Source organism: Anaerovibrio lipolyticus (assembly GCF_021531495.1).
GTDB lineage: Bacteria > Bacillota > Negativicutes > Selenomonadales > Selenomonadaceae > Anaerovibrio.
The window spans coordinates 198,930-216,766 of record NZ_JADYTY010000001.1 but is presented as its reverse complement, the minus strand read 5'-3'; the positions used below and the strand labels follow the sequence as shown (position 1 = coordinate 216,766).

Below are 17,837 nucleotides of genomic sequence, written 5' to 3'. Positions count from 1 at the left end.
AAATAAAATACGGGGGGGCGAGCAATATGAGAAAGGAACATGATTTTCTCGGTGAGTTAGAGGTTCCAGATGAGGTTTACTATGGGGTACAAACCTTAAGGGCTATAGAGAATTTTGCCATTACCGGTCATAAGCTGGACGATGATTTCATTACAGCTATGGCACAGGTAAAGAAGGCTACCTTCCTTGGCAATATGTCTACTGGCAGAATGGACAAGAAAATAGGCAATGCTCTTGTACAAGCTGCTGATGAAGTTATCCAGGGCAAAATGCATGATCAGTTCCCAGTTGATCCAATTCAGGGTGGTGCTGGTACCTCGTGCAATATGAACATGAATGAGGTTTTGTGCAACAGAGCTTTGGAGATTCTGGGTGAGGCTAGAGGACGTTATGATATTGTTTCACCAAATAACCATGCTAATATGGCTCAGTCTACCAATGATGTTTTCCCAACCTCCATTAAGGTTTGCCTCAGAGCCAAGGGCAAAAAGCTGATTGCAGCCCTGACTTCGCTGGCTGAAGAGCTGGATAAGAAAGCTGAGGAGTACAAGGATATCCTGAAAATGGGCCGTACACATCTTCAGGATGCCGTGCCTATTACTCTGGGACAGGAAATGGGATCTTACGCTTCTGCTGTTAGACGTGGGGTGCGTCGCATAGAAGCTGCTTTGGACAATCTCCAGTACATCAATATGGGCGGTACGGCTGTAGGTACTGGCCTTAACGCAGAGCCTGCTTATCTGGCTTGTATTGCCCAGGAATTAGAAAAGGTAACTGGGGAGCAGTGGCAGGAAGCAGAGAATCTCATTGATATGACCAACAACACCGATGGCTTTGCTGATGTATCTGCTGCCATGAAGAATACCGCTTTGGTACTTATTAAGATGGCCAATGACTTCCGCTTGATGGCTTCTGGACCAAGAGATGGCTTCTACGAATTGAAGTTACCTATGCGCCAGCCAGGTTCTTCCATTATGCCAGGCAAGGTAAACCCTGTTATTGCTGAGGTTTTGAACCAGACCTGCTATCAGGTTATTGGCAATGATTTGGCTGTTTCCCTGGGTGTAGAAAATGGCCAGTTCGAGCTGAATGTTATGGAGCCGGTTATTGCCTTCAATCTCTTTAACTCCATGAAGTTCCTGACCAATGCAGTAAATGGCTTTGTTGATAAGCTGTTGAAGGATTTGCAGGCCAATAGAGAGCAGTGTCAGCATTGGGTTGATGTCAGCGTAGGCGTTGTTACCGCTTTGCTGCCTCATATCGGCTATGAAACCTCTGCTATGCTGGCTAAGGAAGCATATAATTCCGGCCGTCCTATTAAAGAGATAATTCTGGAAAAGGGAATTATGACTCAGGAGAAGCTGGATGAGATTATGGCTCCTATGTCCATGACCACACCAGGTATTACTGGCAAATAAATTAATAATGTAGGATTTTGAATTTGTGATTTTTACATGATGGCATATACATAGAGAGCAGTTGCTGTACTATGTATATGTCATCATATTTTTATTGTAGTAAATCATGATATGATGAAAACAGTGTCAAAACTACTCATAAGGTACTCAAAATTTGGTGTTTTCTTATGAAAATAATTGACAGTGGTGAAATACTAGCATATAATTGTTATGTTATTACAGAATGTGTTATTAATGGGGAGTAGGTGACTCCCCTTTTGTTTGCATTAATGGGAGGAATTGAAAAACCAATGAGTACAAACGAGAATTTGAGAAATATTGCGATTATTGCCCATGTAGACCACGGTAAAACTACTTTGGTAGATGCCATGCTGCAGCAGAGCCACATTTTCCGTTCTAATGAGCAGGTTGCCGAGCGCGTAATGGATTCCGGTGACCTGGAGCGTGAGCGTGGTATCACAATTCTTTCCAAGAATACTGCTATTATGTATAATGGCATCAAAATCAATATCGTAGATACCCCGGGCCATGCTGATTTCGGTGGCGAGGTAGAGCGTGTACTGAACATGGTAGACGGTGTTGTTCTGCTGGTAGATGCCTTTGAGGGCCCAATGCCACAGACTAAGTATGTACTGCGCAAGGCCTTGGAGCAGGGACTGAAGCCTATCGTTGTTATTAACAAGATTGATCGCCCTGATCAGCGTGTTGATGATGTTTATGATGAGGTTCTGGAACTGTTCATGGATTTGGATGCTGATGACGATCAGCTGGATTTCCCTTGTATCTATGCAACTGCTCGTGATGGTATTGCCAAGTACAGCATGGATGATGATAATAATGATATGACTCCATTGATGGAAACTATTATCAAGGAGATTCCATGTCCACAGGGCGATGCAGATGGCCCTCTTCAGATGATGATTACTAATCTGGAAGCTGATGAATACGTAGGCAAGGTTGCTGTAGGCCGTATTATCCGTGGTAAAGTGAAGCCTAACCAGAACGTTGTTCTGTTAGATGGTGACAGCCAGACTAAGGCCAAGATTGGCAAGGTATATACCTATCAGGGCCTAAGCCGTGTAGAGGTTCCAGAGGCTTCCATGGGTGAGATTGTTTGCTTGACTGGTTTGGGCAATGTTAGCATTGGTTATACTGTTGCCGATGCAGAAAATCCAGAGGCGTTGCCAACTATTAATATTGATGAGCCGACTCTGTCCATGACCTTTGGTGTAAATACCAGTCCTTTTGCTGGTCGCGAGGGACAGTTTGTTACTTCCCGTCATCTCCGCGATCGTCTTTTCAAGGAAGTTGAGACCAATGTATCTCTCCGTGTAGAGGAAACTGATAGTGCTGATGTATTCAAGGTTTCTGGCCGTGGTGAGTTGCATCTGTCCATTTTGATTGAGACTATGCGTCGTGAAGGCTATGAGCTGCAGGTTGGTAAGCCAGAGGTTGTATACAAGACCATTAATGGTCAGAAGTGCGAGCCTATGGAGAATCTGACTATAGAGGTTCCACAGGAGTATCAGGGTACTGTCATGATGTCTCTGGGTACCCGCAAGGCAGAGCTGTCCAATATGACTGAGGTTTCTGGTTATATGCGCATGGAATTCCTGATTCCTGCTCGTGGCTTGATTGGTTTCCGTTCTGAGCTTTTGACTAATACTAAGGGTAATGGTATTATGAACCATACCTTTGCTGGTTATGTACCTTATAAGGGAGATATTCCAGGCCGTGCTCGTGGTTCTCTTGTAGCCTTTGAGCAGGGTGAGACCACTGGTTATGGTATCTTTTCCTTGCAGGACCGTGGTACTATGTTTATCTCTCCTGGTCAGGCTGTATATGAGGGCATGATTGTGGGTGAGAACTCCCGTGAGATGGATATTGATATTAATCCATGTAAGGCTAAGCATGTATCCAATATGCGTACTTCTGCATCTGATGAGGCAATTCGTCTTGTTCCTCCTCGTATTCTCAGCTTGGAGCAGGCTATTGAGTACATCAATCAGGACGAATTGGTAGAGGTTACTCCTGAAAGCATTCGTCTCCGCAAGGCTATCCTGGACAGAACCACTCGTGGCCGTGCTAGCAAAAATGCAAGAAAATAATTGAAATATATAAAATAGGTCTTTAATCTCTATTGCTATTTATTGAATTATCATGTACAATAGTAGCATGCTGAAATAATATATGATAATACAAGTAACCCTTGAACAGCGTAAAAATTATTTTTGGATGAAAGCCGTAGGGATATGGGACTTATTTGGAGGCGGAGATTGTGGAGATACTTGAAAAGCTTAAGAATTTTTTAGCACCTGTAGATGAAGAGGTTATTTTTGATGATGGATATGCTAAGGCAGAGGATGCTGTAGCATCTGCTGGCCAGCAGACACAGTCCGTTAACAGCCAGCAGGTTGTAGGTGGGGAGAGCATCAATGTTAACAGTGTTGATACTAATCCATTTGCTAAGGCAGCTATGAATCGTCAAAACATGAAGCTGGTTGTCAACAACAAGGAGCAGGATATGCGGATTCAGATTTACACTCCTCAGAATTTTGATAGTGTATCTGAGATTGCAGATGCACTCAAGTCCAAGCGCTCCGCAATCGTAAACTATGAGCGAGTAGAATTGGCTGAGCAGCGTCGTATTTGTGATTTCCTCAATGGCGTTTGCTATGTGCAGGATGGTGATGTACGTCGTATCACAGCTACTATGGTATTGTATGTACCTGACTGCGTGGAAATTAACGAGGTTAAGAGCGTAGCGCCTGATGCTGCACCAGTAAAATTCTAATAAAATGATAGGCATGGAGTCAGTTTGCCCTATGGCAGATTGACTCCATTTTTTTAGCTTGCCAGCTGAGCCAAGGTTGACACATTGACAATATACTAAAAAATTAATATAATAGTACAGTGTGACTTATGAAAAGTATGGGCTTTGCCCATAACAATATATGAAAAGGAGTTTTGACGATATGGCAGATAAACGTGTATTATTGACAGCTGATGGTCTGAAAAAGCTGCAGGAAAAACTGGATTTTTTGAAAGGCGAGAGAAGACAGGAGGTTGCTGCACGTCTGAAAGCAGCCATTGCTTTGGGCGATTTGTCAGAGAACTCCGAGTATGATGATGCCAAGAATGAGCAGGCATTCCTGGAGGGCGAAATCTTAGAGCTGGAGGAAAGCATCCGCAACTCCAAGATTATTGAGGCTAGTGCAGATAGCAATACTGTATCCCTTGGTGCGCAGGTTGTATTGAAGGATATTGAATTTGATGAGGTTGATACCTACATGCTGGTTGGTGCTACTGAGGCCGATCCTGATAACGGCAAAATTTCCAATGAGTCTCCAGTAGGCTTGGCTATTATGGGTCAGCCTGTAGGCTCTGTAGTGGATGTTGTGGTAGGCGAGAATGTTATCCAGTATCAGATAATGGAAATTAAGAACTAATAGGAGATAGATTTAAGTGTCAGAAAACAAGGAAAATAGACCTGTTGAGCAGGATATGAATGAATTGATGAAGGTTCGCCGGGATAAACTGGCTGCCTTTGAGGCTAAGGGGGTGGCTCCTTTTGGCCATCGCTTTGAGGTTTCTCATCATGCTAAGGATGTACTGGAGCAGTTTGGTCATCTGGAAGGTGAGGAGGAAAGCTCCGAGGAAATTACCATTGCTGGCCGTCTGATGGCTATTCGTGGTCATGGTAAGGCAAGCTTCTCCGTATTGATGGATCGCAGCGGTCGCATTCAGATTTATTTTAAGCTGGATGTTTTGGGTGAGGAAAAGTATTCTCAGTTTAAGCTACTGGATATTGGTGATATTATTGGTGTTAAGGGACATGTATTCCGTACTCGTCGTGGAGAGATTACCGTCCGTGTTGACGACTTTGATATGCTGTCCAAGTCTCTGCGTCCATTGCCAGAGAAGTTCCACGGCTTGACTGATACAGAGATTCGTTATCGTCAGCGTTATGTTGATTTGATTATGAATCCAGAGGTTATGAATACCTTTGTTGCTAGAACCAATATTATGAAGTCCATCCGTGAGTATCTAGATGAGAGGGATTATATTGAGGTAGAGACTCCTGTATTGGGCACTATTGCTGGCGGTGCTGCGGCTCGTCCATTTATTACCCATCACAATACTCTGGATCTCGATATGTACCTGCGTATCGCTACAGAGCTGAATCTGAAGCGTCTGATTGTTGGTGGCATGGAGCGTGTCTATGAAATGGGCCGCGTATTCCGTAATGAGGGTATGGATGTCCGTCACAACCCAGAGTTTACAACTATTGAGCTTTATCAGGCTTATGCGGATTATACTGATCTGATGGATATTACTGAAGGCCTTGTATTGAATGCAGCCAACAAGGTTCTTGGTACAACTGAATTTGATTATCAGGGTACTCACATTGATTTAGCCAATGTAAAGCGCATCAGCATGAATGATGCTGTTAAGGAAGCAACTGGCAAGGATTTCCTTAGCTGTCAGACTGTTGAGGAAGCAAGAGCTATGGCTACTGAAATTGGTGTACCTTATGAGGAGCGTTTCGGTATTGGCGGTATTCTCAACGCAGCCTTTGAGGAAAAGGTTGAGGAGACTCTGATTCAGCCAACCTTTATTACTGGTCATCCAACAGAGATTTCCCCATTGGCTAAGCGCAACCCTGAGAACCCAATGATTACAGATAGATTTGAGTTCTTTATCTATGGACGTGAGCTGGCTAACGGCTTTACTGAGCTGAATGATCCAATTGATCAGGAGGGACGTTTCCTGGATCAGTTGAAGCAGCGTGAGGCTGGTGACGATGAAGCTCATGAAATGGATCGTGACTTCATTACTGCTCTGGAATATGGTTTGCCACCAACGGGTGGTCTTGGAATCGGTATTGACCGTCTGGTAATGTTCTTGACTGACAGTGCATCCATTCGTGATGTATTGCTGTTCCCAACCATGAAACCATTGGCTGGTGAGGGTAAGAAGAACCTGCATGCAAATTCACCAGCAAAGGTTGAGGAAAAGATTGATTTCTCCAAGGTTCAGATTGAGCCTCTGTTTGAGGAATGCGTAGACTTTGAGACATTCTCTAAGTCGGATTTCCGTGCTGTTAAGGTTAAGGCCTGTGAGGCTGTACCAAAGTCCAAGAAGCTGTTGAAGTTTACTTTGGATGATGGTACTGACAATGACAGAGTTATCCTCAGCGGTATTCATCAGTATTATGAACCAGAGGAGCTGGTCGGTAAGACTTTGATTGCTATTGTTAACCTGCCTCCAAGAAAGATGATGGGCATTGACTCCTGTGGTATGATCATAAGTGCTGTTCATCAGGAGGATGACGAGGAAGCTCTGAATCTGTTAATGGTATCTGATCGCATCCCAGCCGGCGCAAAGCTGTATTAAAATAATATGCAATCCCGCAGCTTATAGTTGCGGGGACTGCGAATAATTGACAATAAACACTCTAATTATGGTACAATGCTACTGTAATTAGAGTGTTTTGTATATTGTGTTGTAGATTTAGCTCTTAAAATTACATCCGATAATTTATCATTAGGCATAAAATCCTGTATCGCTATATAGTTTTTGGCTTATTGCAAAAAGACTGCATTTGCAAGGAATCGTCATTCACAGCTACCCGTAGCGACTACATCCGATAATAAATTCGTAAGCTACTCACCGATGGGAAAGACTGCATCCATGGTTTTTTTCATTTGGGACTTGCCTTTTTCCGTTACATGGGAGTAATATTTAGATGTGGTTATTACGGTAGTGTGACCTAGGTGCTTGGAAACAGCCTCCAGCGATTCGCCAGCTTCAAGAAGCATTGTCGCGTGGGTGTGACGGAGGGAGTGTGTCGATCCTTCGCCGAAGGTTTCCTTGCACCATTCATTAAAGTAACGGAAGTCTCGTCCACACATCCTGTATCCGCTGTCAGGACGGCAACATACATAATTGCGTGGATTGTAGACTCCATACTTGAATGTCAGCCGGGCGGAGTCTTGATGCTCTCGTTCAGCTTTCAAAATCTCTTGCAGCTTCTCACCATAGGGTATGGTGCGGAAGCTGCTTTTTGTTTTGGGTACATCCTGCCAAACTCCATTTTCCATCATTGTACCTCTAATGGAAAGCTCCTGGTTCTCCATATTTACATCATCCCAGCGAAGCCCCAGAGCTTCACCGATGCGCAAACCTGCATACAAACAGATATGAAGTGGCACATAGTATTGATGGCCAGGCGGAAAACGCTTTTCGATGCTTGCTAACTCCTGCAATGTAAATACATGAGCTTTTTGGGGCTTGGCATCTATCGCTCTTGGCACTCTGATGTTAGTCGCCGGGCTGACATCAATAAAACAGCATGGCGATACAGCATAGGCCATAGCCTGCTTCAATACAGTCAGCAGCTTTGTTGCTGAAGCTCTGGCCAATTCAGTGTGCTTCACATTGATAAGCTTCTGGATGGCACGGGGTGTAACATCCTTTAGCTTAAGATTGCCAATTACAGGCAGAATATGCTTTTTGACCATGCCCTCATAAGATTTTTGGGTTGAAGGCCTGGTGTTAAGCTCAACATACTCGCTGAACCATACCTCAAAAACCTTGCGTACAGTAATGGTATCAGGATTGTATACCTTTACTTCCTGGCCAATCTGTTCTTTGGTGGCATAGTAGCTCGCAATACATTCTTCCTTGGTACTGCCACCCTTAATCTCAGTCCAGATCCATTCGCCATACATATTCGGTTTCTTAATACGGAAATACCAATTCTTGCCCCTGCATCTAACATGGGGCACATCTTTAACATTTGGGTTTTTCATTCTATACATCTCCTAGTGATAAACTTTTGGTCGGTGTGCTGAGTAGGAAATGTATAGTGCTATTAAAGTGTATTAGGATACCATTTCATGCACTTGCTCGAAATGGTCAATGTTCTATGCTCTCGCTACATCAAATTTCTTAATAACACCATTTTCAAAGAAAACCAGCAGCTGCATATTTGACAATGGTACTACATTAGCAATTTTTATAGACAGCATAAATATCACATCCTTATGAAACACTAACACCTAGCTCCTGGCATAGTGCTTTTTGCAATACCTTAGAAAAATTTACTTTTCTGGCCATTGCTACATCATTAAGCCACTGGGGAATAGTGAGGGTTTTCTTAACGGCCTTATTGAAATGCTTGGCAGCATAAGCCTCCACATCAACAGAAACCATATTAGCAAAGCGGGGAACGGCCCGCTCCTCATCAGTATCGTCCTCACAGTAAATATCCAGCTTATCAATAGGAGTAGGAGCGGGAACCTCATTGCCATCCAGCTTCTCAGAGAATAAATAACCAGCCAGGCAGTCAACAGCCATCTCCATAGCTTCCTGCATATCATCGCCACAGGTAGACAGATGATTAAGGTCTGGGAAAACTACAGAAATGCCATTTTCTTCCTGATAGAAAAGAGCAGGATAAACACTCAACATATAAATCATCCTTTCAGATAGCATTTGCCGGACTTACAGCCCGGCCTGCTTAAATATAGATTTCAGGGTTTTAGTTGACAGGTCTTTAGGTTTCTTGTGAAAAGGTATTGTAACCTTGCCAGATTTTTCATGGTGTTTGTAATGATGGTGTGAGCCTTCTATACTAACCAGATACCAGCCATCTTTTTTTACAATTTTCTCAACTTCCTTTGGTGTCATTACCAACCCTCCTTACACATTTATTATAACATAGTAATACGTATCAATCAAGCACGTATTATTTTATGCGATGTCGGAGCTTGTAGAGGATGAGGTTTGTGATGCCTGTCTTTTTTCCTGCCGTGCCATTTGGATGAGCTGCCATTCTTCATCTGTTAGACTCTCCGGGCGGGAATTATCAGCTGGCGGGGCTGAGTTTTCCCTAGCTGGAGAAGCAGTCTGATGGCAGCTATCCAAATTATTAATATTACCATTTTTCGATGTGTCAGATTCTGACACATCATTTTTTTTGCTTTTTTTTTCCTGCAAAGCACTGGCCACATCAGAAAGCTTACTGGTAAAGGTCTGTACAAACTCAATACCCATACGGCGCTGTTCCGGGGAAAGTTCCACAAAAGTTCTGATAATCTCCATTTCCTGACTGGTCAGCTTCAGCTCCTGCTGCAGTCTGTCCAGAATGTCAGGTTTATCAGCCGGGCGGAACATTTCGCCCTCGCCATTCAAAAGCCAAGTCTCGCTGACATTGAAAGTATCACAGATAATCTTTATGTTCTGCTTAGTGATAGTGTTGCCTTCCTTTTCCATCCAGCTGATAGTAACCCGCTGTACTCCTATTTTGTTAGCAAAATCTTGTTGAATCATTCCTAATTGTTTTCGTAATAAGTTTATTCTCCTATTAATACTCATAAAAATCACCTCTGTAAACATTATATGTTAGCGACTAACAAAAAGCAAGAAAAATATCTTGACAATTGTTAATAATTAGCTTATTATATAGACATAAAGTTAATCACTAACACAACTAAGAAAGGAGCAAACACCATGGAAACCAAAGACAGAGAAATGGAAGAAATCGTAAGAGATGCCCATCAGCTCATTGAAGAACTTCGCCAGGGCAACCCTTGGGAACAAGCGGTAAAGCGCATGGCTTCAAAATGTTTCAACATGGGTATGGCAGCCATCCCACCTCACAAGTCAGCATAACAGAGCAGAACTTACAGAATGTAAAGCAGATAAGAAAGGATGCTAAAAAATGACAACCGTTATTATTGTATGCACCATCGCAATTATCACAGTAGCCGCCCTCCATTGGGCCAAGGCTAGAAAAGAAGCCTATGAGGCCAAGCTCATGGAAGCAGCTCAGAAGGTATTGGGCGACAAGTACGACAGTGAAGCAGACTCTGACATTTGTAAAATCTACAGATTCATTGGCAAGGAGTACCTGCAGGTACAGAAGAACACTCCAAGCGAGCTGTACCATCGCAAGAATATCACCTGCGCTATCATGGCCATTCAGGAGCCAGGGGTTATCAGAAGAGAGCTGTTAAAGATGTTGGATAGAAGGGAGCTGGCAAGATGAAAACAATCATATTAGAAATAGACGAAACACAAAAAGCTCATCTATTCAAACCAGACGATATGGCGCCTATGGAGGCTATCAACTTATTAACCGCCGCCGCGGCTTGGTACTACAAAGAGTACCACGGCATAAGCTCAATTAACAGGGCAACTGAGATGATGGGAACAGAGCTTATACAGTCAGTAGCCGGAAGAACCTACAGAATGTAAAGCAAAAAGGAATTGGCAATATGAAAGATGAAATAGGTGAGAAAGATGAATAAGAAAATCTATGAGGAATACAAGATAGCGCGCCAGGAGCTTCGGACAATGGAGCGGATGTCGGCTCAGAGAGAAGCAGAGCTTCGCCGGATGGCTCATGACTTTGGCCAGATTGCTGAAAAGCTGATAAGGCTCTATACACCAGAGGAAAAGGATCAGAATACGAAAGTGAAGCTGGGAAGCACTGCATGTTGTGGGGCGTTGTATTGCCGGCTTAGAGCCGACAAATTGAAATACAAGTTGGATCAGCTGCACTATTCATTGAGATTGGATACCCTCCGTAAGATTGATGATGCCAAGTGGGGAAAGTGAAATATAGCCCCGCCATCCAGCGGGGCTAGCCTGTGGCAGAGCAGGTATCCATAGTTTAGACTGTACCCTCCTTCAGATGGTGGGAGGGGATAAGCATTGTCATTTTTCAACTTCTTTAGACAGTGCTGCTATGGGTGCCTGCTGCGCCCCAGGCGCACACACTTTGGTCGGTGTGTTGAGTAGGAAATGAGTTGAGAAAGTAGAAAGGAGTGTAAGAAATGTCAGAGTTTTCCGTGGTTGATGTGGCAGAGGGGGATCGCCTTATTTCTCAAAAAGAGGCGGCAGCCCGCCTGGGTACAAATCAAGCTTTTATAAAAAGGTTAATAGACACATCGTTGTTGCCCTGCATACAGTTTGGCAGACACAAGCGCATCAGTATCTATGTGCTGACTGAGTTTATTCGGGAGCACCAGGGAGATAATTTGCATACTATCGTGGCTATGAAAGAAGGCAAGTAAATGGGAAAAGAATTTGTGTATATAAGAGCAGTAAGAATATTGGTGCCAAGGAAGCTGGTAGAAGCCGGCCGTATCTATGCCATTAAGCGCTGGGCGGAGAAAATGGGCGAGATAGCCCGAGATATGGAAAAGCACACAGGGATTAAGATAATTTCCCATTTATGCGACGATTATGTATTTGTACTTTGCCGTAATGATTTAGAGGCAAGATTGGTTTACGATTTCCTCCAGGAAAAGATTGGTGAGGAAATTGATATAGTCAAGGCTTTTCCACAAATCACTAAAGAAGATTACGAAAAGCTGTGGGGAGCATATATCCAACACTGAGTATATTCTGCCACACAGTAGACGCTTCCAGTTGAGACTGCACCTGTTAGGGCAACATTGAACAGTACCCTCCCTTAGCAGGGATAAGCGCTTCTGCTTTTTTATACTATCCTTTCTGAGAACGCTGCTGGAGGTGCCTATTGTGTGGCAGAGTAAAGGGAAAATATGGATATAAAGCGGATGAAATGGTAGAGAAAGGATTGGTGACATTTATATGAGAAAGTTTATTGCAGGTGTGGCGCTGATAGTTTCTGTGGGGTTCCTGGTAGGCTGTTATGACGGCCCCAAGAAACTGGTAGAGACTACATATATCGTTAGAGAGGGCGATACCCTGCGGGATATATCCGAAGCGTACCTGCCTCTCAATACAGGCGGGCGCCGTTATATCTTGGAGTTTGAAGAAGGTATAGTGGAACTCAACCCAGAACTCCAGCAGGATAGAGGCAAAATCTACCCTGGCCAGGAGATAAGAATCAACTACTGGGTAAAGGAGTAGGCCTATGCTTTCAGATAGAGCTATGACATGGCTGGGATTTCTGGCTATGTTATTGATAGTTTTGTTTTTATGAACAGGAGGTTTTCATTGTGGATAAGAATGTGGATAAAGCACGGGAGAAGCTGGAGCAGGAGAAACTTACTGCCGGCAGTGCTAAGGATAGAGTCAGAGAAATTTTGTTTTTGTGGCTGGAGGCTTCCCCTGCTGAGGCTGCTGAGCTGATACTGAAAAAGGAGAAAACAGTAGGCGGAGCATATACCGCCATGAGAGAAAATGCCAGCAAAAATAGGGGCAGTGCAACCTGTGTATGCACACCGCCGGAAGAGGCAGTAGGTACTATCTTAGAATATTTTGGCATGAAAGATGTTCAGCAGAAGCTGGAGCATGGACTTCTGTATCAAATGATGATGGCAGCCAGCAAGAAGTTTAGACCATACGGAGTAGCGGAGCCAGCGGTAGAGAATCCGCAACCGGATGCGGAAACTGAGGAAATAGGGAAAGATGCGGCAGTAGAACAGCCCCATAGAGCGTTAGTAGATCTGTCTGCATTCAGTATGGAGGGGTTGTTATGACTGTGGATGAGGTACTATCCCACTTCCCAGACGAAGTGCCAGCAGAATTTCTCCATGAGGCTGATAATGTAAGGCCTATATATTTGTTTCAAACAGACAAAGAAGGTCATACCGTCTGCGGTAACTGTGGCAGTAACTTTTCTAAATACCACAAGCATTTGGAAATTGGTGAGTGCCCTTGCTGTCATAAGCGGGCCTGTGTGGTACATATGACTAGGTATCGTAAGGCTGAAGCTCGGAGGTTGCGGGAAACCTGGCTGACATATCATTGGGCACCATCTATTAAGGATCCGGATATATTGACCTGCACTGCTATATTAAGCTGCCATTGGTTCTCTAACACAAAGCCTTGGGAGTCAGAACCCTATAGATATGTGGATGCACGGTATATCTTCATACCTAACAAGGGTGGTTACTACATAGCCAGAAGTACAATGTTTCATCAGAATTTCTTCTATGCAGGGGAATACTATAACACCTACTACAGCGAACCTGCCGAAGCAAGGTGGGTTTTACGGGCAAGCTGCAGGGATAGAATCAGTTCATACTACGTAGCCAGCAAAGTAAAAATAGCCCATCCAAACCTTATGCAGATACAAAATGCTGTAAAGGGGCATGCCTTGCAATATGTATTTGACTCTATGAAGGGTGCTATGTGGGAGGTTTGGAGGCAGATTTATATAATGCATATGTTGGCTAAATATCCTTTACAGATAGAGTATCTAGCCAAAAGCGGATTTAAAAGTATTTTAATCTATGCCATTCAATCACGTGCAGGACTGGGAGCTGCGTTTAATATGCGTGGCCATACCTTAAAGGAAATATTAAGAGGCAAAATTCCCAAGTCAGATATGAAGTATATTCAGGAACACAATATAAATATACAAACATTACAGCGGTATCAGAAGATTAGGAAGCACCCTATGGGAGCCGGTATAGATATGCAGACAGTTAAAGAGAAGCTGTGCATATGCCATATGATGGATATAGAAAAAGTTATGGAGCATGTAAAGCTAAAAAAAGCCCTGCTGTATCTTGAGAAAAATGACTCTATGTATGGTATGGGCAAAAGCTATTTATTGAGCACATATGCAGACTACCTGCGGGACTGCGAGGAGCTGGAAATGGACTTCACGGAAAAGGCCACACTCTTTCCAAAGGACCTGGAGCAGCTTCATGTAAAGCTGCAAAAACAAATCAAACGCAAGAGAGACGAAGAAGCCGAACGCAAATGGATAGCTAGACAAAAGAAGTTAAAAGCTAAGTACAGCTTCAAGGCGGATGGATATGCAATTGTGGTTCCTAAGAAAATCAATGATTTAATTAGGGAAGGCAAGGATATGCATAATTGCGTGGGCGGCTATATCAGCAGAGTGGCCAACGGAAAGACTGATGTTGTGTATATCAGAAAAGTGGCCGAGATAAACAAATCCCTTGGCACAATGGAGATATGTGACGGCCGTATCAAACAGGCTAGGGGAAAATATAATCAAGACTTACCCAAAGAGGTACAGGATTTTGTAGATAAATTCCGTAAGGAAGTCCTGGAGAAAAAGAAAGGCAGGAAAACCGCATGAACGAAGTAATGAATACAGAGAGCCAATTGCCAGCAGAGCAGAAGCTGAGTCAACTGGCGGCTGAAATAAATGCTATCAAGGAGCAGGTAAGAGAGACGGTATACCTTTCTACCTGCCGTATAGGTGAAAAGCTGTTGCTAGCCAAGGGAGCTGTAGGGCATGGCAACTGGGGCCAGTGGTTAAAGGATAATGTAGATTATTCGGAAAGAACCGCCCAGAATATCATCACCATATACAAAAACTTCAATAATAAGGAAACAAAGTTATTTGGCACGGTACCGGATGCAGAGCTTCTGGGCAAGCTGAACCAGAGCCAGCTTTTAGCGTTATCTTCTATTAAAGATGAAGAAAAGCGTACTGAGTTTATGAATGAGCACAAAGAAGAACTTCCAGATATGAGCAAGCAGGAGCTGGCCAAAGCTCTAGCTGAATTAAAGGAAGTCAAGGAAACTGTGGCCAAGAAAGATTATGAAATAAAGGCCTTGCGAGGCCGATATGATGATATGCGGGACAACTGTGATGAGGCGAGAAAGAAATGGCAGGAAGCCGAAGCGAAGCTGCAGTCTGCTGGAGATAGCCAGGAACTGACAGAGCTAAAGAAAAAATGTGAGTCTTTACAGCGCGACTTAAGCCGGGCGGATAAGCAGCATGAAGCTATGGCCCAGGAAGTAGAAAAGTATCAAAATCTGTTTGAGGATACAAAGAACCAATTGGAAGAAGCCAAGAAGGCGCCGATAGAAACTACCGCTGTTACCGTTGAGAAGATGCCAGAGGATAAGGCGAAACAGTTAGAAATGTTACAGGCCAGGGTGGCAGAGTTGGAAGCGGTAAAGCCAGAGCGGACTCCAGAAGAAAAACAGCTGATACGGCACTATGAGAACATTCGTACTGAAATAGAAGCATTATTAACCCAGCTTAGTTATATGGAAGGAGAAAAGAAATATAACTATGGTGCAGCTATTAGAAACTTAATGAAGGGCGTTCTGGAAATGACGGCCTGGGCGGAATAATTATATAGAAAGTATTTGTCTCAAAGGGTTCGATGGAGCCCTTTGGGGCTTGTACTAGGGTAGTAACAAGTGAGGGAAAAGCATATCACTTAAATTTGGGGTAGAGAGTATGAAGAACATCATCAGAAAGATTAAAAGAAATTCATCAAAGAAGAACACAAGGGCAGATTATATACAGGTGTCCTATTTTAATTTTTCTGAGGGTGCTCTTCCAGGATGGGCACCGAGAAAGTATCGTGAGTCTACGCCTAAGCAAAAGAGACTTAATGCTAAGAAAGCAAAGAGATACTTTGAGGCTCTAGTAGAGGCTAACTTCAAAGGCAATAGAGATTTGGTAGTACACCCTACCTTTAGCGAAGATAATTATCCAGAGTCTGAGGAGCAGGCTCACAAGCTGGTGAAGAATTGGATAGCGAGGTTGAACTATCGTCGCAAGAAGCTGGGGCTGCCAAACTGCAAGTACATAATAGTCTTTGAGAAAAGCCCTAGAGGCAGAATGCATTTTCATGTACTGATGGACGGTCAGCTATCCAGAGAGGAAGTCGAAAACAAATGGCAGTTAGGTTACTGCAATGCGGATCGGCTGAGAAGTGATCCCAAGATAGGTCTACAGAAAATCATCAGCTATCTTTCCAAGGGTGGGGAGACTGACGAGAAAAACTCCAAACGCTGGATTTCCAGCAAAGGATTAATCAAGCCCTGGGTATCATGCAGTAAAAATACAAAAATATCCCGTAAGCGTTTTGAAGTTCTGAAAAGCATACCAGAGGACTCTGAGCTGTTGCGTGTGACTATAGAGAGGGACAATCCCGGCTATGAGCTGCAGGATGTAGAAAGGAGCGTAAGTGAAGAAACAGGGCAAATGTATTTGTTCTGCCGTATGAGGCTGAAAAAGGTGGAGAAAAAGAAAGGGCCGGAGAATGGGAGAGGTAGAAGAAACAATACACGCTGAAAATATCTGTGCTCTTGTACTGGCCATTCTGAATCCCTGGCCAATGTCAGCAGAGATGGCTTTTGAGAAACTGGCAAATCCCGGCATGAAAAGACGGGTTGACCATATAGGCATGGCACTTTTGCGCAAAGCTGGGTGCACATGGAAGGAGATAGGTGAGCTGATGGAGATGAATCATCCTCAGTCTGCCTATTGTCACGCGAGAAAAAGAAAGGAGAGGCAAAATGGGAAAATACAAAAGCGTTAAAAAGGCGATGCATAACAATGTCCTTGATAGAATCAACATGAGCTTAGGGGCTTCATCCAGCCTTGACGAAAAGAAAGCTATGAGAGAGATGAAGGAGGAGCTGCGCAAGAGCGGGGCGGGGGCTGCTATAGCTAACAAAAACCTAACCCGCATTGTGGATTTTTGTCGAGCTTACTATGTTCCACTTTTCGCGTGGGTGCTGTACAAAGACTTTGGCTATCGCTATGTACGGCTGGTAAGATTTGCCCAGCAGTTTAATAAAATCATTGGGCTGGTAGCAGAGACAAATGAATCAGATAAGCTGAGACTCCAAGGAGTGGTACTGCCAGAGTCTGGGGGTAAATACCCACACCACTATTTGAGCCTTCATGACATAAAGAGCGATTTGCAGGTGGAGTGTGGCTATTCCTACTTATGGCAGAAAAAGAATGAGGCACCAGCCAAGGCAAGCATTGACGAATACGCGCGCCACCATGCCAGGAATCACGCAATGAGAACGATGGACAATATGAGGCTGATTTGGCTGCATACCATGTGGACCACTTTTGGTTTTGGCAAAAAGAGATTGAAGCTGTGCGAGGAGTATTTTCGTGAGCATATTACTAATCTGCCTTTCAGCACATTCAAGAATATGCTGGAGGAGATGGAGAAGGTTTGCCAGACCAAAACAGATGCCGTAAGTTTTGCAACCAACCGGCGAATCTTTAAAAAGCTGGGTGTTGATAAAGAAGGAGCAACAGTGTTCTTGTAAGGAGGAATAGAAAAATGACAAAGGTTTTAGACAAAGAGAGTAGATTTCCCCAGGACGAGGAAAGAGACGAGTGCAGGTATCTTTTGAAAGACGGTTTATCCGGTGTACTGCTGGAAGTAGCAGAAGGACTGACTGTAGGAGCTAGGAAACATCCTGGGGCCACATGGCGGAGCATTCCTACAGAGGAGCATTTGGCCAGGGCTTTTCGCCACATCTTGAAGTACTGTGACGGGGATAGAATGGAGGATCATTTGAGCCACATTGTCATGCGGTCGCTGATGGCTATGGCCTGTGCCAGAGAGAAAAGCATCCGGGAAAATCACATAAGCGATAAGTAAAACAAGGGGCGGTATGGAGCAATCTGTACCGCCCCTAAAACATGGTCACTTTTTGGAGTGTATG

23 protein-coding genes are annotated in these 17,837 nt (G+C 43.9%); 19 read left to right on the top strand and 4 right to left on the bottom strand.

Annotation, left to right across the window (positions count from 1 at the left end):
- The first annotated feature begins 26 nt into the window (after window positions 1–26).
- The 5 genes from I6E26_RS01000 (at window position 27) to lysS (ending at window position 6,815) form a co-directional block, all read left to right on the top strand.
- The gene (locus I6E26_RS01000) at window positions 27–1,418 is read left to right on the top strand and encodes an aspartate ammonia-lyase (RefSeq protein WP_235319957.1); all 1,392 of its coding nucleotides are present in this window, start codon (window positions 27–29) and stop codon (window positions 1,416–1,418) included.
- Between the two features lie 290 nt (window positions 1,419–1,708).
- Complete coding sequence (typA, locus tag I6E26_RS00995; RefSeq protein WP_235319956.1) at window positions 1,709–3,526, top strand: translational GTPase TypA; 1,818 nt, start codon at window positions 1,709–1,711, stop codon at window positions 3,524–3,526.
- 170 nt (window positions 3,527–3,696) lie between these two features.
- Entirely contained in the window at window positions 3,697–4,212 is a 516-nt protein-coding gene (locus I6E26_RS11290; RefSeq protein WP_235319955.1) for a cell division protein SepF, read from the top strand.
- A gap of 181 nt (window positions 4,213–4,393) precedes the next feature.
- Window positions 4,394–4,867 carry a transcription elongation factor GreA gene (gene greA, locus I6E26_RS00985; RefSeq protein WP_235319954.1) on the top strand — a complete coding sequence of 158 codons (474 nt, stop codon included), beginning with the start codon at window positions 4,394–4,396 and terminating at the stop codon, window positions 4,865–4,867.
- A gap of 55 nt (window positions 4,868–4,922) precedes the next feature.
- Window positions 4,923–6,815, top strand: coding sequence for a lysine--tRNA ligase (gene lysS / locus I6E26_RS00980; RefSeq protein WP_235320078.1), 1,893 nt, complete (start codon window positions 4,923–4,925; stop codon window positions 6,813–6,815).
- Window positions 6,816–7,084: 269 nt separating this feature from the next.
- Here lysS and I6E26_RS00975 read toward each other — a convergent pair whose 3' ends face one another.
- From I6E26_RS00975 to I6E26_RS00960, 4 genes are all read right to left on the bottom strand, one after another.
- Window positions 7,085–8,233: a tyrosine-type recombinase/integrase gene (locus tag I6E26_RS00975; protein WP_235319953.1), complete on the bottom strand. Its 1,149-nt coding sequence runs from the start codon at window positions 8,231–8,233 to the stop codon at window positions 7,085–7,087.
- Window positions 8,234–8,465: 232 nt separating this feature from the next.
- Window positions 8,466–8,894, bottom strand: coding sequence for a type II toxin-antitoxin system HicB family antitoxin (locus I6E26_RS00970; protein ID WP_235319952.1), 429 nt, complete (start codon window positions 8,892–8,894; stop codon window positions 8,466–8,468).
- 33 nt (window positions 8,895–8,927) lie between these two features.
- Complete coding sequence (locus I6E26_RS00965; protein WP_235319951.1) at window positions 8,928–9,113, bottom strand: type II toxin-antitoxin system HicA family toxin; 186 nt, start codon at window positions 9,111–9,113, stop codon at window positions 8,928–8,930.
- A 63-nt stretch (window positions 9,114–9,176) separates the two neighbouring features.
- Window positions 9,177–9,800 carry a helix-turn-helix domain-containing protein gene (locus I6E26_RS00960; protein ID WP_268824722.1) on the bottom strand — a complete coding sequence of 208 codons (624 nt, stop codon included), beginning with the start codon at window positions 9,798–9,800 and terminating at the stop codon, window positions 9,177–9,179.
- 135 nt (window positions 9,801–9,935) lie between these two features.
- Between I6E26_RS00960 and I6E26_RS00955 the strand changes: the two genes are divergently transcribed.
- The 14 genes from I6E26_RS00955 (at window position 9,936) to I6E26_RS00890 (ending at window position 17,773) form a co-directional block, all read left to right on the top strand.
- Window positions 9,936–10,097: a hypothetical protein gene (locus I6E26_RS00955; RefSeq protein WP_235319949.1), complete on the top strand. Its 162-nt coding sequence runs from the start codon at window positions 9,936–9,938 to the stop codon at window positions 10,095–10,097.
- A 49-nt stretch (window positions 10,098–10,146) separates the two neighbouring features.
- The gene (locus I6E26_RS00950) at window positions 10,147–10,473 is read left to right on the top strand and encodes a hypothetical protein (RefSeq protein WP_235319948.1); all 327 of its coding nucleotides are present in this window, start codon (window positions 10,147–10,149) and stop codon (window positions 10,471–10,473) included.
- The gene (locus I6E26_RS00945) at window positions 10,470–10,682 is read left to right on the top strand and encodes a hypothetical protein (protein WP_235319947.1); all 213 of its coding nucleotides are present in this window, start codon (window positions 10,470–10,472) and stop codon (window positions 10,680–10,682) included. Before I6E26_RS00950 ends, I6E26_RS00945 begins: the two co-directional genes overlap by 4 nt.
- A 45-nt stretch (window positions 10,683–10,727) precedes the next feature.
- Window positions 10,728–11,045: a hypothetical protein gene (locus I6E26_RS00940; protein ID WP_235319946.1), complete on the top strand. Its 318-nt coding sequence runs from the start codon at window positions 10,728–10,730 to the stop codon at window positions 11,043–11,045.
- Window positions 11,046–11,263: 218 nt separating this feature from the next.
- On the top strand, window positions 11,264–11,503 hold the full coding sequence (locus I6E26_RS00935; protein ID WP_235319945.1) for a helix-turn-helix domain-containing protein: 240 nt from the start codon (window positions 11,264–11,266) through the stop codon (window positions 11,501–11,503).
- Window positions 11,504–11,830, top strand: a complete 327-nt coding sequence (locus tag I6E26_RS00930) for a hypothetical protein (protein WP_235319944.1) — start codon at window positions 11,504–11,506, stop codon at window positions 11,828–11,830.
- 214 nt (window positions 11,831–12,044) lie between these two features.
- Entirely contained in the window at window positions 12,045–12,326 is a 282-nt protein-coding gene (locus I6E26_RS00925) for a LysM peptidoglycan-binding domain-containing protein (RefSeq protein WP_235319943.1), read from the top strand.
- Window positions 12,327–12,415: 89 nt separating this feature from the next.
- Window positions 12,416–12,898: a hypothetical protein gene (locus tag I6E26_RS00920; protein ID WP_235319942.1), complete on the top strand. Its 483-nt coding sequence runs from the start codon at window positions 12,416–12,418 to the stop codon at window positions 12,896–12,898.
- Window positions 12,895–14,475, top strand: coding sequence for a PcfJ domain-containing protein (locus tag I6E26_RS00915; protein ID WP_235319941.1), 1,581 nt, complete (start codon window positions 12,895–12,897; stop codon window positions 14,473–14,475). The genes I6E26_RS00920 and I6E26_RS00915 overlap by 4 nt, the downstream gene beginning before the upstream one ends.
- A complete protein-coding gene (locus I6E26_RS00910) occupies window positions 14,472–15,485 on the top strand; it encodes a DUF3102 domain-containing protein (RefSeq protein WP_235319940.1) in 1,014 nt (337 codons plus the stop codon). The genes I6E26_RS00915 and I6E26_RS00910 overlap by 4 nt, the downstream gene beginning before the upstream one ends.
- 109 nt (window positions 15,486–15,594) lie before the next feature.
- Window positions 15,595–16,437, top strand: coding sequence for a rolling circle replication-associated protein (locus I6E26_RS00905; protein WP_235319939.1), 843 nt, complete (start codon window positions 15,595–15,597; stop codon window positions 16,435–16,437).
- Window positions 16,406–16,684: a hypothetical protein gene (locus I6E26_RS00900; protein WP_235319938.1), complete on the top strand. Its 279-nt coding sequence runs from the start codon at window positions 16,406–16,408 to the stop codon at window positions 16,682–16,684. The genes I6E26_RS00905 and I6E26_RS00900 overlap by 32 nt, the downstream gene beginning before the upstream one ends.
- Entirely contained in the window at window positions 16,662–17,435 is a 774-nt protein-coding gene (locus I6E26_RS00895; RefSeq protein WP_235319937.1) for a hypothetical protein, read from the top strand. The genes I6E26_RS00900 and I6E26_RS00895 overlap by 23 nt, the downstream gene beginning before the upstream one ends.
- A 14-nt stretch (window positions 17,436–17,449) precedes the next feature.
- Entirely contained in the window at window positions 17,450–17,773 is a 324-nt protein-coding gene (locus tag I6E26_RS00890; RefSeq protein ID WP_235319936.1) for a dATP/dGTP diphosphohydrolase domain-containing protein, read from the top strand.
- Window positions 17,774–17,837: the final 64 nt, after the last annotated feature.